The following is a 15,421-nucleotide window of genomic DNA, read 5'->3' as shown; positions in this document are numbered from 1 at the left end:
ATCGACGGACTGCTGCCGTCGTACAAGGGTTCGCTACCAGATGTAAAAATCCTCCTTCCTGTTCGCCACCAGACGTAGAATTCTTTGGAGGACGAATGAGCAGGGAAAGAAGGGGCGCGGCGTTAGCATGAGGGGCATGTGGCGGCACGTTGTCATCCTGCTCCTCCTGCTGTTCCCCGGACTGGTGTTCGCCCGGGCCGGGCCACCCGACGTGGCGGGACACTGGGCGGAAGGGCGCGTCCGGGACCTGTTGGCCCGGGGGATCGTCGAACTCTATCCCGACGGGACCTTCCGCCCGCAGCAGCCGGTGTCCCGGGCGCGCTTCGCCGCCTGGCTGGTGGCGGCAAAAGGCCTGCCCCTGCTGCCCGCGGAGCCAATGACCTTCTCCGACGTCCATCCCACCTCGCCGCTGGCCGCGCACATCCGCACCGCCGACGCCTACGGCATCCTGCCGACGATGGCGCAGTTCCGCCCGGCGGATCCGCTGGCGCGGCTGGAGGCCGTGGAGTGGACGGTACGGGCGCTGGGGCACACCTTCGAGAGTGCCTACCTGGCCAGCGCGGCGCTGCCCTTCGAGGACGTGCAGGGGCTGCCGCCGCTGGCGCGGGGCATGGTGGCAGTCGCCGTACTGGGCTCACCACCATTGTTGCGCGAGCCGCCCTCCTCGCACCTGCGTCCGCACGACCCGATCACCCGGGGGGAGGCGGCGAGCCTGGCCTGGGCCTACCTGCAGGCACTGGAGCAGCCCGCAGCGCTGCGCGCCACTTTCCCGCTGGGCGAGGGCGTCACCCTGGTCATGGAGAAACGCGGGGCGCTGCGGGCCCTGCCGCTGTGGCGAGTGCAGGTGGGCGCCTTCCTGGACCCGGAGCGAGCGGCGCGTCTGGCCGAGGAGATGCGGCGGCGCAACCTGCCGGCGGTAGTGGAGAGCCAGGACGCGTTCTTTAAGGTGCGCGTGGGCAACTTCGCCACCCGCCCCGAGGCGGAGGCGCTGGCGGAGCGGCTGGCGGCGGAAGGGCTCCCCACTTTCCTGGTGCAGGCGGTGCGTGACCCCGAGGCGCTGCTCGGGCCGGTGTGGAGCGCCGTGCTGGTGCTGGAGGGCCAACGCGGTGGATCCCTGCGCCTGCGCCCCGCCCTGGCCGCAGGCCAGGTGCCGGGGCGGGAGCGCACCTCGGAGATCGCTCGCCGCGAAGGAGCGCTGGCGGCGGTCAACGGCGGCTTCTTCGCCCCGGGCGGCGATCCGCTGGGCTGCCTGATGATCGACGGGGAGCTGATCAGCGAGCCGGTGCGCGGGCGGACCTGCCTGGGTATCCTACGTGATGGACAGATCCTTCTGGATGTGCTCGACTTCGATGCCACCGTCTCCACCTCCACCGCGTCAGCGACGGTACACGGGGTGAACAGGGAGCGCGGGCGGGACGAGCTGATCGTCTACCGCCGCACCTACGGCTCCTCCACCCGCACCAACGGCCTGGGCGCGGAGGCCGTGGTGGTGGGCGACGTGGTGCAGCGCGTCGCCGCCGGTCAGGGCAACGCCCCCATCCCACCCGACGGCTACGTGCTCTCCGGTCACGGGCGGGCCGCGGCCTGGATCCGCGAGCAGCTGCAGCCCGGCCAGCGCATCGCGCTGCGCCTGCGCCTGGTGCCCTCCTCCGGGGACCCACGCTGGCAGGAGGTGGTGCACGTGGTTGGCGGCGGGCCTCGGCTGCTGGCCGGCGGTCGCTATGTGGGCGGCGAGGGCTTCCCCACCGCGTTCGTGCAGCGACGCCACCCCCGCACCGCCGTCGCCCGTCTGGCCGACGGCCGCCTGATCCTGGCCGTCATCGATGGACGGCAGCCCTACCACAGCCTGGGGGTGACCCTGCCCGAGCTGGCCGCCTTCCTGCGAGCCCTGGGGGCCACCGACGCCCTAAACCTCGACGGCGGCGGGTCAACCACGCTGGTGGTGCGTGGGACGGTGGTCAACCTCCCCTCCGACGAAGCGGGAGAGCGCCCGGTGAGCGACGCGCTGCTGGTCCTCCGCTCCGCCGCACCCTGAGCGGCGGCGTCCTCACTTCCCGCCGGCCAGCCTGGCCAGGTCCTCCGGGGTATCCACGTCCTGCCAGCCATCCTCCAGCGTGATGGCCACGCCGTGCTGCGGGTACCTCTCGATCACGGAGCGCGCGCCGGCGTCCCCTTCCAGGATGAGCAATTCCAGGTAGAGGGCGCTATCGAACAACACCGGCACGCCGACCACGCCACCGTAGGCGGAGGCCACGATGCGCTTCCCCTCAGTGACATACGCGTCGATCAGGCGGTCGATGACGGCGCTGGTGATACGCGGCTGGTCGGCCAGCAGAATGACCACCGCCCGGCTCTCCGGCGCAAGTGCCGCGACGCCGGCGCGGATGGAGGTGGCCAGGCCGTGGGCGAACTCCGGGTTCTCCACCAGACGCACCGCCGCCCCCGCCAGCAGCGGGCGGTAGACCTCCTGGTGCGCCCCCAGCACCACCACCGTCTCCCGGCACCGCGAGTGCAGCGCCGCGTCCACGACCCGGCGCAGCATGGGCACGCCATCCACCGGCAGGACGAGCTTGGGACGCCCCATGCGGCTGCTCGGCCCGGCCGCCAGAACCAGGGCAGAGACGAAGGGACCCTCGTCCCCAGAGGGACTCACCCCGCGTCCCTACCTGGCCGCATGCGGCAGGTCGGCTCCCAGGGGTGCGTGGATCGGCCCCGGGCGGTCACGGAGGAATCCCGCGCGCCGCGCGCGCTCCACAGCCATGATCTCGGCGACGACAGCCAGGGCGATCTCTTCCGGACTTTCGCTGCCCACGTCCAGGCCGATGGGCGCGTAGAGCCGCGCCGCAAGCTCCGGGGAAGGGACGATGCCCTCCGCGGCCAGTTCGCGCAACATCCGCTCCGTGCGTGCCCGCGGACCGAGCACGCCCAGGTAGAAGGGGAACGGTCCCGGCCGGGCGAGCAGCGTGCGCAGGAAGTCCCGGTCGTGCAGGTAATTGTGGGTCATGACCACCACCGCGGTGCGCTCGTCCAGGGGCACCTCCGCTCCCGCCTGCGCAAACGGCGCGTGCAGGAAGGTGGCGCCGGGGAACCGCTGCGAGGTCAGGTAGGCCTCCCGCCTGTCCACCACCAGCACGCGCCACCCCAGGGCCACTCCCTGGGCCACTAGGGGGATGGCATCGTGCCCCGCGCCGACCACCACCAGGCGGACCGGTGGCCGCAGCACCTCCAGGAAGACGTCCAGCTCTCCCGACGCGGTGGCCAGGCTCACCCGCCGGCTGCGGCCTTCATGCAGGGCAGCCTCCATGACCCGAGCCAGCCGGCCTTCTGCATCCGTCGGCGGCGCGCCCTCACCCTCCAGGGCCGCAGGGGGTCCTGCGCCGGCGGTCCGCGGATCCAAGACGCGCCGCGTGCCCGCGGGGAGCTCCTCCGTCCCTCGCAGAACGACGGCCAGGACCACGGGGCGCTCCTCGTTCAGAACCGCCTGCAGCGGGGCCAGCAGCGGCTCCGCCTGCTCGGGGTTCACGGGCTCCACGAAGACCTCCAACTTACCATTGCACCCCAGCCCCAGCCCCCAGACCAGGTCGTCGTCCGCCGTCAGGTCGTAGGTGGCCAGCCGCGGCCGGCCGTCGCGCAGCACCTCCTCAGCCACCACCGCGATGTCGCCTTCCAGACACCCCCCGCTGATGTTGCCCACCGTCCGCCCGCCGGCGTAGATCAACAGTCTCGCCCCTTCGCGGCGGTAGGTGGAGCCGGAGACTGCCACCACGGTGGCCAGGGCCATAGGCTCGCCCCGGGCCTGCCCCGCCTCCACCGCCTGCAGGATGTCCTGTAGCTCCCGGGTCATGGCCTCACCGTGGCAGGGCCAGGTGCCGCTCCAGGCGGCGCAGGCTCTCCAGGTTGTGCGCCGGCGCGAAGACGTCCACATGCGGTAGCGCGGCGCGCATGCCCTGGCACAGCGGCTCGTAGCCCGCTCCCCCCAGCAGCGGGTTCAGCCAGATCACCCGGGCGCTCTGACGATTGAGCTGGCGCATGGCCGCTTCCAGGACCTCTACCTCACCAGTATCCCAGCCGTCGCTGATGATGACGACCACCGTGCGCTCCCCCAGCAGACGCGGCCCGTACTGGTCCAGGAACTGGCGCAGGGAGTACCCGATCTTGGTCCCGCCCGACCAGTTGGGCACCGTGCGGGCCACCCGGTCCAGGGCGCGGCTAAGCTCCGCATCAGAGAGGGCGGGGGTGACCCGGGTCAGGGAGGTACTGAAGACGAAGGTCTCCACCCTGCTGACGGCGTGCTGCAGGGCGTAGATGAACTGGACCAGAAAGCGGCTGTAAAGATCCATGGAGCCGCTGACGTCACAGAGCAACACCACCTGGGTCTTCTGGATGCGCCGCCGCCGCCGCAACAGCTCCATGATCTCCCCTCCGCGACGCAGGCTGCGGCGCACCGTGCGCCGCACGTCCAGCAGGTGGCCGCGACGCATCGCCCGCATGCGCCGGCTCATCCGCGTGGCCACCCGCCGCGCCAGGTGGACCACCAGGGCGGTCATCTCTTCCAGCTCGTCGCTGGAGAGGGCGGAAAAGTCCTTTCGCGTCAGCACCTCCGCGGGGCTGTATCCGGGCGTCTCCCGGGTCTCCTCCCCTTCCGCCTGCTCCTCGTCCTCCGCCTGCAGCCACTCCCGCAGGACCCGCTCCGCCTCGGCGGGGCCCTCGGGGACGGTGCCGTCGGGCGGCGGCACCACCTCCGGGCGTTCCTCCTCCGGGGCACACCAGAAGGCGCGAAACGCTTGGTCGAACTCCTGGAAGTGCTCCCGCCGCTCTACCAGCACCGAGCGCAGGGTGAGGTAGACCTCGCGACGGTCCAGCAGGTCCACCGCTGCCAGCGCCCGCAGGGCGTCGCTGGCCTCCCGTGGGCCTGCGGGCAGCCCGCGCTGGCGCAACAGGCGAGTGAACGCCACCACGTTGGCGGCCAGGCTGCCCGAGCGTGTCACCATCACCGCCGCAGGGCCCCCTCGGCGGCCACACGCTCCACCAGCGCCTGGCTCCATGGCCGCCCCTCCGCTCGCAGGCGCTCCAGCCCGCGCACCCACAGGTCGAGCCACTGCGTGCGCACCAGGCGCGCGTCCTCCTGGCTCTTGAACAGCACCCCCAGCGTCTCCTCAATGGTCTCGCGGTCCAGGTGGTCGCGGTGCAGGGCCATCAGCGCCGCTCCCCAGTCGATGGTCTCGGCGATCCCGGGGGTCTTATCCAGCTTCGCCTGCCGCACCAGCTGCAGGAAGGCAGCCACCTGCGCGGCCAGGTCGGCGTTGATCCCCGGCACCTTGTTCAGAACGATCTGCAGCTCCTTCTCGAAGGAGGGGTAGTCGATCCACAGGTAGAGGCAGCGCCGCCGCAACGCGTCTCCCAGCTCCCGGGTACGGTTGCTGGTGAGCACCACGTAGGGCGTGGTCCGAGCTCGGATGGTGCCGATCTCCGGGATGGTCACCTGGAAGTCCGACAGGACCTCCAGCAGGAACGCCTCAAACTCGCTGTCCGCCCGGTCCACCTCGTCCACCAGAAGCACGGGCGGGCTCTCCCGGGTGATCGCCTCCAGCAGGGGCCGCCGCAGGAGGAAGGCTTCGCTGAAGATCTCCTGCTCCCGCTGCTCCACGGAGCGGTCGCTGGCCTCGGTCAGGCGGATGTGCAGCAGCTGTTTCTGGTAGTTCCACTCGTACAGCGCCGTGGTGGCGTCCAGCCCCTCGTAGCACTGCAGCCGGATCAGGTCGGTGCCCAGCGCCCGGGCCATTACCTTGGCCACCTCGGTCTTGCCCACCCCCGCCGCCCCCTCGATGAGCAGCGGCTTGCGCAGGGACATGGAGAGGTAGATAGCGGTGGCGATCTCCCGGTCGGCGACGTACCTCTCGCCGCCAAGCATGCTTTGGATGCGTGCGATCTCCGGGTGCACCGCCTCGGCGCTCCTTTCGGCAGAAAAAGCGCGAGGGATGGGCTGTCCATCCCGCAAGCCTATTGTAGCAAAGGGGGCGCAGCGCAGGCGGGGGCGGCCAGGGCGTATCCGTTTCCTGGGAACGGCCAGTCCGGCTGGCGAGTCAGTCCGCCCTGGCGGGCGAGGAAGGAAACCGCATCTCCCGGGCGGCGCGGCGCACGGCCTTGACGATGTGCTGGTAGCCGGTGCAGCGGCAGAGGTTGCCCTCCAGGCCGCGGCGGATCTCCGGGTCGCTCGGGTCGGGGTTCCGCTGCAGGACCTGCAGGGCCGTCAGCATCATCCCCGGAGTGCAGAACCCGCACTGCAACCCGTGCTCCAGCCAGAAGGCCTCCTGGATGGGGTGGAGCTGGCCGTTGCGCGCCAGTCCCTCCACGGTGAGAATCTCTGCGCCGTCGGCCTGCGCCGCCAGCACCGTACAGGACTTCACGGCCAGGCCGTTCAGGAGCACGGTACAGGCGCCGCAGGAAGTGGTGTCACAGCCGATGTGGGTGCCCACAAGCCCCAGGCCCTCCCGCAGGTAGTAGACCAGCAGCATCCGCGGCTCCACCGCGTGATGGTAGGTGGTGCCGTTGACCGTCACCGTGATGGGCACAGGGGAGAGCGCAGAGTGCATAACCTGGGCCATGCCGGGGTCAGCCCGCGGCGGTCCGCTCGATCTCGCGGGCCAGGGCACCGAAGAACTTCCCGGCCATCTCCCGGGCCACGCCGCCAAAGAGGCGGTGTCCCACGCTCATCAGCACACCGGTCACCTGAGCGTCTCCGGTGTAGCGGACCAGCGTGCCGCCATCCCGGGCCACCAGCTCCACGTCACCACGGGCTTTGACCGTCCCCGCGCGACCGCTCCCCTCCACCAGCATGGTCACCCGTTCGGGGGGGACCTTATCGGTAATGGTGATGGTGCCCTCGAAGGTACCACGCACCGGGCCCACAACCAGCTCCAGCACAGCGCGGTAGGTATCCTGGCCGATCGGTGCCAGCTCCTTGGCCCCCGGAGTGGCCCGCCGCAGCACCCCGGGATCGTTAAGCAGTGCCCACACCCGCTCCCGCGGGGCGGCCACGCTGTACTCCCCTTCGACCTTCATGGCTCGCCTCCCGGTGTCTTTCGTCCGCTGCGCCCCTGCCCGCGCCTACTCTCGCGCGCCCATTATAACCTGCTGGCGGTCATGCTCGCCGCACACCTGGCCGGTCCCCTGCCCGCGCCTACTCTCGCGCGCCCATTATAACAGACGCGCTCCAGACCGCCCCTCCAGCTACGGGCGATAGCCCACTACGGGCGATAGCCCAGCAGCGGCCAGTACAGCAGCGCCGCCAGCCAGGTGAGAAGCAGCAGGACCAGGGACGCCAGCACGCCCGAGCGCAGGTAATCGCCGATAGCGTAGTACTCGGTGCCCAGGGTGATCATCCCCGTAGGTGTCTGCGTGGGCAGCAGGAACCCGGGCCCTGCGGTGAGCACTATCACCATCCCCACCCACACCGGATTCAGGCCCCAACCACGGGCCAGCATGAAGGCCAGCGGGAGGGCGGCGGCGATCATCCCCAGGTTGTTCACGAAGCCGACGCGGATGAGGATGACCAGCGGCGCCAGGACCAGCACCAGGAGTATCGGCGAGGGGCGGTGCAGCAGACCCAGGGTGGCGTCCGTCAGCCACCGCCCTGCACCGGAGCGATCCAGGGCGTTAGCCAGCGCCAGGGAGACTGCGAAGAGGATGATCACGTTCCAGCGGATGGCTGCCAGGGCCCGTTCCCAGGTCAGCACGCGCGGGCCCGGCAGGAGGAGCAGCAGCATCCCCAGCGTCCCGGCCTGGGAGGTGGTGATGCCCCAGCGCGGTCCAAAGATCCACAGGGTGAAGATCAGCCCGTAGACCGCGAGCATCTTCCGCTCGCTGGAAGAGAGCGGCCCCAGGCGGCGCAGCTCCTCCTCCACGTAGGCGGCGCCGCCGGCCGCAGTCACCAACCCGATCCCTGCCATGATCGCCGCCTGGGAGGTGCCGACCAGCATGGCCCTGGCGAAGGGGGACGGCGGGGTGAGCCGGGCGGCCTGGATGATGCCCAGCACCACCGGCAAGATCAGGGTCCTGCACGCCGCTGGCCCAGAACAGCAGGGCAGCACCCAGTGCAGCCAGGGTGTAGGCCCCCGCGCGGGAGAGTCCGGTGGGTAGCGGCACCGCAGCTGCCGCCGCAAAAAAGCCGGCGCACGCCGCCCACGGGAGCCAGAGCAGGCGGGGACGGACGGCAACGGTGTCCTCGCCCAGGGCACCGACGTCGTCTACCGCCGGCATCAGTGGGAGCTGGGGGCGGCGGGCGAGTTCACGGTCCAACACGTTGGCCGGCGGACGCGCAAATCCCTGCGTGCCCGTCGCGGCGCAAGCGACACCCTTGCGCCGGCCGGTGGCGCTGACACTCTTGCGCCCTGCGCCCGCCTGGCCGATGCTGGGAACGATGGGCGGGTGGAAGGACCTTGCAGGCCGCGTCGCCATCGTGACCGGGGCCAGCAGCGGTATCGGCGCGGCGGTGGCCGTGCGCTTCGGCCGGGAACGGATGCGGGTCAGCCTGGCCGCCCGCCGGCTGGAGCGGCTCCAGGACGTGGCGAAGCGAGTGACTGAAGCGGGCGGGATGGCTCTGGTCGTCCCCACGGACGTGCGCGATCCTGCCGCCGTCGAGCACCTGGTAGCGGTGACGCAGGACACCTGGGGCCGGATCGACGTCCTGGTGGCCAACGCCGGCGTCGGCGGCGGACCGCTGCTGAAGATGCCCGATGCGGTCCTGAGGGAGCTGGTCGAGGTCAACCTCCTGGGAGTGATCCGCTGCGCCCGCGCCGTGCTGCCGGTCATGCTGCGCCAGGGTGAAGGCCACATCATCACCACCGCCTCGGTGGCCGGCAGGGTCATCGCGCCGGGAAGCGTCTACGGGGCGACCAAGGCGGGCGTCCTGGCCTTCAGCGACGCCCTGCGGCGGGCCTACAGCGGGTCGGGGGTGACCGTCAGCGCCCTCCTTCCCGGATGGGTGGAGACAGAGTTGCTGCAGTCCTTCCGCCCCCCGGTGATGCTCTCGGCCAGTGTCGTGGCCGACGCCGCCGTACGGTTGCTGCGCCGCCCGCGCAGGGAGCTGGTCATCCCGGGCTGGTACCGCTTCCCCATCTGGGTGGCTCGCTGGTTCCCTCAGGTAGTCGACCTCCTGGCGCCACGCGTCATGCGGCGACTCGAGCGGAACGCCGGCCGGTCCGCCGCCGACAACCCCGGTCGCTAGGCTCATCTTCCGGCACTCCTGCGCGGCACCGCCCCTGGCCCTGGAAATTCGCGTCAGGAAATTACCGAGGTGGGCTAAGCTTCCGCTGCCAGGAACGTTCTCACCTCTTCCCTGGGGAGGGCGTTCCCCAGGGCCAGCGCCAGCGCCAGGCGGGCCTTGTGCCCGGGCAGATCCTGCGCAAAGAGCACACCCCGTCGCTCCAGGTCGCGGAAGGCCCCGGGGTAGCCATACATGTCCCACATGCTCCCGCTCAGGCAGCGCGTAGTCACCGCCACCGCGATGCCAGCGCCCACGGCAGCATCGATGGCCGGGAGCAGAGGCGGAGGGACGCGGCCCCCGCCGAAGGCCTCCAGCACCATGCCCCGTGCCCCACGCTCCAGGCTGCAGCGGATGAAGCGGTCGTCGCACCCTGCCCACAGCCGGATGAGGTCCACCTCCGGCTCGACCCGCGGCTCCAGGACGCGGCGGGGCCCGGGGCGCATGAAGAAGGCAATCCGGTCCCCGTAGGCCACGCCCACCGGCCCCGCAGCCGGGGAGCGAAAGGTATCTTCCTTCTGGCCGTTGGTCTTGGTTACCCACCGGGCGGAGTGCACCTCTTCATTGAGCACCACCAGCACGCCCAGCCCTCGCGCGGCCGGCGCGGCGGCTGTGCGCACGGCGTCGAAGAGATTGCGGTAGCCGTCGAATCCCACCTGCGAGGTGTTGCGCATGGCCCCGGTGAAGACTATAGGTTTCTCCGAGGGCACCGTCAGGTGCAGGAGGTACGCCGTCTCCTCCAGCGTGTCCGTCCCGTGGGTGACCACGACCCCGTCCACGTCGGCTCGGGCCAGCACCTCCGCCACGCGGCGGCTCAGCTCCACCATCCTGGGCACCGTCATGAAGGCCCCGGGGATGAAGTCGAACTCCTGCGGCTCCACCTGGGCCATCCCCTCGAGACCGGGGACCTCCCGCAGCAGGTCCGCGGCCCGCAGGAAGGGCCGCGCCCCGCTTCCGTCCACGTCCCGCGTGGCGATCGTCCCTCCCGTGGCCAGCAGCACGATGCGCTTCACCACCCACCCCTCCCTGGCCCGCCCTCTTGCCTGCGGACTCGACATGTGTACGCAACGACGGACCGAGGCTGTTTGCACATGTCGCTGCAGAGCCTGCCGGTCTCCACCCGGCGGCGGACCGGGGAAAAGGTTCTGCGGAGCAGGAATACTTCTCCTTGAGGTGAGGCTCATGCTCCGTGAAGCCACGTGCCGCCGACTCGCCGGGACCCTGATCCTGCTGGCCATCACCACCCTGCCTACCCTGGCCGCACCGGAAGAGCCGGGGGCTGCGCCCACGCCCAACCCGGTGGTGGCCGACGGACGGATTGTAGCCGGGGAACGTGTGGGCGGCGTACGCCTGGCCATGCCCCTGAACCAGATCACCGCCCTCCTCGGGGGGAACTACAAGGTCGAGGAGTTCGCCGCCGAGAAGATCGTCCTCTACGAGTGGCGCTCGCAGGGCTTCTGGGTCTCCCTGGATGCTGGCACCAGGGCCATCCGGGTGATCAGCGTCTTTGGCCCCAACTTCGCCTTCCGCACCGACAGGGGAATCACCCTGCTGGACCCCTGGGACAAAGCTGAGGCCGCGCACGGCAAGAGCTACCGCCGCTGGGAATTTCGGGAGGAGAAGACCGTCCTCATCCGCTACCCGGCGGGCCTGCAGTTTGGCGTGGTCAACGATCCGGGGCAGCGCCTGATCCACGGCCGAATCTTCCAGATCGGAGTCTTCCCACCGGGGGATCTGCCGCCGGCCCGCCAGCCCTGAGCTGCGGTCGGCTACCTGCTGGTGGCCTTCTCCCAGATGGCCGAGGTGTAGGCGGCCAGGTCGGCAGGCTTTTGCAGGGCGCCGAACCTCTGCAGGATCCGGGCTGTGCGCTGGAACGCCTCAGGCTGCATCCGCCCCAGAGGCACAGAGGGCGCAGGCGGCCCCCAGATCAGCTTGTTCACCTCGGCCATCATCCAGATCTGCTCCTCCCGGTTCAGGGCGGGGCTATGCCGCAGGATGATGTCTACGCATTCGGGGGCGTTGTCGCGGCAGTACTGCCAGCCGCGCAGGGAGGCACGCAGGAAGCGTACGGCGATCTCCCGGTTGGCCCCCTGGCGCAGCCAGGGCTCGAGGACGAACAGCCCGTCCTCCAGCAGCGCCGTCCCCTCCCGGTTAAAGTCGATGACCAGCAGGCCCTCGGGGCGGATGCCGGCATCCAGCACCTCCTTGTACCCCCTGTAGGTCATGGCCGCGGCGGCGTCCACGCGCCGCTCGATGAACAGGCGCATGTCCGCGGGCTGCGGTACCAGGGTGAGGTCGCGGCGCGGGTCGATGCCGTGCTTGGCCAGCGTCGCCAGCAGCGGGTACTCGCTGCCGTCCACCCAAACGGCCACGCGCCGGCCGCGCAGGTCCGCAGCCGTGGCAATGCCGGAGTCCCTGCGGGCGAGCTCCCGCATCCCGCTGTACTGGAAGATCTGGGCGATGTTCGCCAGCGGCGCCCCCCGCTCGCGGGCGACGAGCAGGTCGGGCAGCCAGCCCAGCCCAAACTCCGCTCCCGCCGCCGCCACCACCCCCTCGGGCGCGGCATCCGGCCCGCCGGCCATCAGGACGACGTCAAGCTGCTCCTCGCGGTAGAAACCCTTCTCCTTGGCCGCGTAGTAGCCGGCGAACTGCGCCTGCGGGGCACCTCTGAGCTGCAGGCGCACCCGGTCCATCCCGACCGCCTGCTCCCCGCGGCACCCTGCAGCCACCAGGAGGATGACAACGAGCACGATGGCTGTTCTCACAACGCAAGAATATTCGTGCTGACGGCCAGGCGTCCCCTCCCCCTGAGGCTGCAGCCGTGCAACAAGCCAGGTGGGGCATCTGACGGCATCCGCAGCCCGCGGGGCGAGAAGGCCCGCAGCACGGGCAGGAGCGCGTGAGGAGGAAGCGAAACAAGATACAGGTATGCCCACGCGCTGGTTCGGCGAGCGCATCCCCCGGAACGAAGACCCTCGGCTGCTGCGGGGGCGCGGCATGTACGTGGACGATGTCCGGCGTCCGGGGATGCTGCACGCCGCCTTCTACCGCAGCCCCCACGCCCACGCCCGCATCCTGCACATCGACACCGCCGCGGCCAGGGCGCTCCAGGGGGTGGTGGCCGTCTGCACCGCCCAGGACCTACCCGCGCGCCTCCGCGGCCCGCTGCCCAAGCTCATCCCCCACCCGGCGCTCCGGTATCACAAGACGCAGGTGGCCCTGGCCGGCAGCGTGGTCCGCCACGTGGGCGAACCCATCGTCCTGGTGGTGGCAGAGAGCCGCTACATCGCCGAGGACGCCCTGGACCTGGTGGTGGTGGACTTCGAGGTACTGCCCGCGGCGGTGGACCTGGAGAAGGCAGCGCAGCCCGACGCCCCGCGGGTGCACGAGGACATGCCGGACAACATCGCCGCGCATCACATCCAGCGCGTAGGCGACGTGGAGGCAGCCTTCGCCCGAGCGGCTCACGTCTTCCGCGAGCGCCTGGTCATAGACCGCGGCTGCTCCTGCCCCCTGGAGACCCGCGGCGTGGTCGCTGAATGGGACCCCAGGGCCCGCCAGCTCATCGTGTGGGACTCCACGCAGGCGCCCATCCGTATCCGCAACTACCTGAGTGAACTGCTGGAGCTGCCCCAGGCCAGCGTGCGCGTCATCGCTCCGGACATCGGGGGCGGGTTTGGCCCGAAGATTATGATGTGCTACCCGGAGGAGGTGTGCGTCCCCTGGGCGGCCATGCACCTGGGCCGACCGGTGAAGTGGATCGAGGACCGGCGGGAGCACTTCGTCGCCACCAACCAGGAACGCCAGCAGATTCACGACGCGGAGATTGCCGTCGACGACCAGGGACGCATCCTGGGTGTGCGCACCGTCTTCCTGCACGACTGCGGGGCGTACTGCGCCTACGGGCTGCAGCTGCCCATCATCACCAGCACCACTCTACCGGGACCCTACAAGATCCCTAACTACCACGCGGAGTACCGCGCCGTCTTCACCAACAAGACCCAGACCAGCCCCTACCGCGGCGCGGGGCGGCCCCACGGGGTATTCGTCATGGAGCGGCTGATGGACCGGGTGGCGCGGGAGCTGGGGATCGACCGGGCGGAGGTACGCCGGCGCAACCTCATCCAGCCCCATGAGTTCCCCTACGACCTGGGCGGGCTGATCTACCAGGACGGCGTGCGGCTGGTCTACGACAGCGGCAACTACCCCGAGGTGCTGCGCAAAGCGCTGCAGCACATCGGCTACGCCGACTGGCCGGCCGAGAAGGCGCGCCTCCACCGCCAGGGACGGCACGTCGGTCTGGGGCTGGCCTTATACGTGGAGGGAAGCGGCATCGGTCCCTACGAGGGCTGCCGTATCACCGTGGAGCCCTCCGGAAAGGTCTACGTCGCCACCAGCGTCGGCACCCAGGGGCAGGGTCACTACACCGTCCTGGCCCAGATCGTGGCCGATGCTCTGGGGACAGACGTGGCAGATGTGCTGGTCACCACAGGGGACAGCGGCGCCTTCGGCTGGGGGACGGGGACCTTTGCCAGCCGCGCGGCCGTGGTAGCGGGCAGTGCCGTGGCCCTGGCCGCGCGGGCAGTGCGGGAAAAGGCATTGCAGGTCGCATCCGCCCTGCTGGAGGCGAACCCGGAGGACCTGGAGCTGGCAGAGGGGAAGCTCTTCGTCCGCGGCGTGCCAGATCGCGCGGTGACGCTGGGGCAGGTGGCCGCAGCGGCTAACCCCCTGCGTGGGGTGATCCCCCCGGAGTGGGAGGGTCCGGGCCTGGAGGCTACCCGTTTCTTCGCTCCGCCAAGTGGCGCGTTTTCCGCCGGGTGCCACGCCGCCGTAGTGGAGGTAGACGTGGCCACCGGATTCATCCGCTTCCTCCGCTACGTGGTGGTCCACGACTGCGGCCCCATCATCAATCCGCTGATTCTGGAAGGGCAGATCCGGGGTGGCGTCGCCCAGGGTATCGGCAACGCCTTCTACGAGAAGCTGGTGTACGACGAGCAGGGGCAACTGCTCACCCAGACGTTTATGGACTACCTCCTGCCCACTGCGGCGGAGGTGCCGGAAGTCCAGATCGATCATGTGGAGACTCCCTCGCCTCTCAACCCGCTGGGCGTCAAGGGCGCGGGGGAGGCGGGAACCATCCCGGTCCCGGCCCTGGTGGCCAGCGCCATCGACGACGCGCTGAGCGAAGAGGGGGTGCGGATTACGGAGATGCCGCTGTCGCCGTCGCGTCTGCGGGAGATCATCAGGGCGGCTCAGGCCGCGCCGGAGCCGGCATGAAGCCGGCCCCCTTCCGCTACGCCGCTCCCCGGTCTGTGGGGGAAGCCCTGGCCTTGCTGCAGGAGTACGGGCCCAAGGCCAAGGTCCTGGCCGGCGGGCAGAGCCTGGTCCCCCTGCTGCACATGCGGCTGGCCCGTCCGGAGGTCCTCGTGGACATCAACCGCATCAGGGCGCTGGCCTACATCCGCCGCCGCGACGACCGACTGCACATAGGCGCGCTGACGCGGCAGCGCGCCGTGGAGGCTTCGGCAACCGTGCGCCGTCATGTGCCGCTGCTGTGGGAGGCCATCCGCTCCGTCGGCCACCCGCAGATCAGAAACCGCGGGACGGTGGGCGGCAGCCTGGCCCACGCCGATCCGGCCGCCGAGCTTCCCGCGGTGGTCGCAGCGCTGGACGCCGAGCTGGTGGTGGCGGGGCCGGAGGGCGAGCGGGTGCTCTCGCCGGAGGAGTTCTTCACCGGGTACCTGACCACGGCGCTGCAGCCCACCGAACTGCTGGTGGAGATCCGCTTCCCCCCGCCCGGCGAGGGCACCGGCAGCGCCTTCGTGGAGGTGGCGCGGCGGCAGGGTGACTTCGCCCTGGTGGGCGTCGCGGCGGTCCTGCAGCGCCGGGACGGCGCCATCGGCCAGGCGCGTCTGGCCTTCACCGGTGTGGGCCCCGGGCCGGTGCGGGCGCGGGAGGCCGAGCGCCTGCTGCAGGGCGAAACGGCCACGCCCCGGCTCTTCGCCCAGGCGGCCCGAGAGGCCAGCACCCGGCTCGAACCCCCCGATGACATCCACGCCACGGCGCAGTACCGGCGCGACCTGGCCGCTGTGCTGGCGCATCGCGCGCTGGAGGCGGCCTGGCAGCGCAGCCGAGGGCGGAGGCGATGAGCGGCGAGGT

General features: G+C 70.7%; 14 protein-coding genes. 5 read left to right on the top strand and 9 right to left on the bottom strand.

Features of this window, described 5'->3' with window-relative positions:
- The first annotated feature begins 136 nt into the window (after nucleotides 1-136).
- The gene (locus QN152_00355; protein MDR7537969.1) at nucleotides 137-2,035 is read left to right on the top strand and encodes a phosphodiester glycosidase family protein; all 1,899 of its coding nucleotides are present in this window, start codon (nucleotides 137-139) and stop codon (nucleotides 2,033-2,035) included.
- A gap of 12 nt (nucleotides 2,036-2,047) precedes the next feature.
- On the opposite strand, the gene QN152_00350 is transcribed toward QN152_00355, so the two are convergent.
- From QN152_00350 to QN152_00320, 7 genes are all read right to left on the bottom strand, one after another.
- Entirely contained in the window at nucleotides 2,048-2,653 is a 606-nt protein-coding gene (locus QN152_00350) for a nucleotidyltransferase family protein (GenBank protein ID MDR7537968.1), read from the bottom strand.
- Nucleotides 2,654-2,662: 9 nt separating this feature from the next.
- Nucleotides 2,663-3,844 (bottom strand): XdhC family protein, encoded by a 1,182-nt coding sequence (locus tag QN152_00345; GenBank protein MDR7537967.1) that lies wholly within the window; start codon nucleotides 3,842-3,844, stop codon nucleotides 2,663-2,665.
- 4 nt (nucleotides 3,845-3,848) lie between these two features.
- Nucleotides 3,849-4,991, bottom strand: coding sequence for a VWA domain-containing protein (locus tag QN152_00340; GenBank protein MDR7537966.1), 1,143 nt, complete (start codon nucleotides 4,989-4,991; stop codon nucleotides 3,849-3,851).
- Nucleotides 4,991-5,911, bottom strand: a complete 921-nt coding sequence (locus QN152_00335; GenBank protein MDR7537965.1) for a MoxR family ATPase — start codon at nucleotides 5,909-5,911, stop codon at nucleotides 4,991-4,993. Before QN152_00335 ends, QN152_00340 begins: the two co-directional genes overlap by 1 nt.
- 172 nt (nucleotides 5,912-6,083) lie before the next feature.
- Nucleotides 6,084-6,605 (bottom strand): (2Fe-2S)-binding protein, encoded by a 522-nt coding sequence (locus tag QN152_00330; GenBank protein MDR7537964.1) that lies wholly within the window; start codon nucleotides 6,603-6,605, stop codon nucleotides 6,084-6,086.
- A 7-nt stretch (nucleotides 6,606-6,612) separates the two neighbouring features.
- Nucleotides 6,613-7,062, bottom strand: a complete 450-nt coding sequence (locus QN152_00325) for a carbon monoxide dehydrogenase subunit G (protein ID MDR7537963.1) — start codon at nucleotides 7,060-7,062, stop codon at nucleotides 6,613-6,615.
- A gap of 185 nt (nucleotides 7,063-7,247) precedes the next feature.
- Nucleotides 7,248-8,039 carry an anion permease gene (locus QN152_00320; GenBank protein ID MDR7537962.1) on the bottom strand — a complete coding sequence of 264 codons (792 nt, stop codon included), beginning with the start codon at nucleotides 8,037-8,039 and terminating at the stop codon, nucleotides 7,248-7,250.
- Between the two features lie 380 nt (nucleotides 8,040-8,419).
- Here QN152_00320 and QN152_00315 point away from each other — a divergent pair, with 380 nt between their 5' ends.
- On the top strand, nucleotides 8,420-9,226 hold the full coding sequence (locus tag QN152_00315; GenBank protein ID MDR7537961.1) for an SDR family NAD(P)-dependent oxidoreductase: 807 nt from the start codon (nucleotides 8,420-8,422) through the stop codon (nucleotides 9,224-9,226).
- Nucleotides 9,227-9,300: 74 nt separating this feature from the next.
- Here QN152_00315 and QN152_00310 read toward each other — a convergent pair whose 3' ends face one another.
- A complete protein-coding gene (locus QN152_00310; GenBank protein ID MDR7537960.1) occupies nucleotides 9,301-10,278 on the bottom strand; it encodes an asparaginase in 978 nt (325 codons plus the stop codon).
- A gap of 166 nt (nucleotides 10,279-10,444) precedes the next feature.
- Between QN152_00310 and QN152_00305 the strand changes: the two genes are divergently transcribed.
- Nucleotides 10,445-11,020, top strand: a complete 576-nt coding sequence (locus QN152_00305; protein ID MDR7537959.1) for a hypothetical protein — start codon at nucleotides 10,445-10,447, stop codon at nucleotides 11,018-11,020.
- 11 nt (nucleotides 11,021-11,031) lie between these two features.
- On the opposite strand, the gene QN152_00300 is transcribed toward QN152_00305, so the two are convergent.
- Nucleotides 11,032-12,012: an ABC transporter substrate-binding protein gene (locus QN152_00300; GenBank protein MDR7537958.1), complete on the bottom strand. Its 981-nt coding sequence runs from the start codon at nucleotides 12,010-12,012 to the stop codon at nucleotides 11,032-11,034.
- A 178-nt stretch (nucleotides 12,013-12,190) separates the two neighbouring features.
- On the opposite strand from QN152_00300, the gene cutA reads away from it, so the two are divergent.
- Together cutA and QN152_00290 are read left to right on the top strand one after the other, a co-directional pair.
- Nucleotides 12,191-14,539 (top strand): aerobic carbon-monoxide dehydrogenase large subunit, encoded by a 2,349-nt coding sequence (gene cutA / locus QN152_00295; protein ID MDR7537957.1) that lies wholly within the window; start codon nucleotides 12,191-12,193, stop codon nucleotides 14,537-14,539.
- Nucleotides 14,536-15,411 (top strand): xanthine dehydrogenase family protein subunit M, encoded by an 876-nt coding sequence (locus QN152_00290; GenBank protein ID MDR7537956.1) that lies wholly within the window; start codon nucleotides 14,536-14,538, stop codon nucleotides 15,409-15,411. Before cutA ends, QN152_00290 begins: the two co-directional genes overlap by 4 nt.
- Nucleotides 15,412-15,421 lie beyond the last annotated feature (10 nt).

This window comes from Armatimonadota bacterium (assembly GCA_031459715.1).
GTDB lineage: Bacteria > Sysuimicrobiota > Sysuimicrobiia > Sysuimicrobiales > Humicultoraceae > Humicultor > Humicultor tengchongensis.
The sequence above is the reverse complement of the archived record's forward strand: the minus strand, read 5'-3'. Positions and strand labels throughout refer to the sequence as shown.

Bases quoted from the DNA above. Each gene is read 5' to 3' on its own strand.
- QN152_00330 (MDR7537964.1), bottom strand. From the start codon at position 6,605: ATGGCCCAGGTTATGCACTCTGCGCTCTCCCCTGTGCCCATCACGGTG.
- QN152_00340 (MDR7537966.1), bottom strand. From the start codon at position 4,991: ATGGTGACACGCTCGGGCAGCCTGGCCGCCAACGTGGTGGCGTTCACT.
- QN152_00345 (MDR7537967.1), bottom strand. From the start codon at position 3,844: ATGACCCGGGAGCTACAGGACATCCTGCAGGCGGTGGAGGCGGGGCAG.
- QN152_00335 (MDR7537965.1), bottom strand. From the start codon at position 5,911: ATGCTTGGCGGCGAGAGGTACGTCGCCGACCGGGAGATCGCCACCGCT.
- QN152_00305 (MDR7537959.1), top strand. From the start codon at position 10,445: ATGCTCCGTGAAGCCACGTGCCGCCGACTCGCCGGGACCCTGATCCTG.
- QN152_00325 (MDR7537963.1), bottom strand. From the start codon at position 7,062: ATGAAGGTCGAAGGGGAGTACAGCGTGGCCGCCCCGCGGGAGCGGGTG.
- QN152_00290 (MDR7537956.1), top strand. From the start codon at position 14,536: ATGAAGCCGGCCCCCTTCCGCTACGCCGCTCCCCGGTCTGTGGGGGAA.
- cutA (MDR7537957.1), top strand. From the start codon at position 12,191: ATGCCCACGCGCTGGTTCGGCGAGCGCATCCCCCGGAACGAAGACCCT.
- QN152_00315 (MDR7537961.1), top strand. From the start codon at position 8,420: ATGGGCGGGTGGAAGGACCTTGCAGGCCGCGTCGCCATCGTGACCGGG.
- QN152_00355 (MDR7537969.1), top strand. From the start codon at position 137: ATGTGGCGGCACGTTGTCATCCTGCTCCTCCTGCTGTTCCCCGGACTG.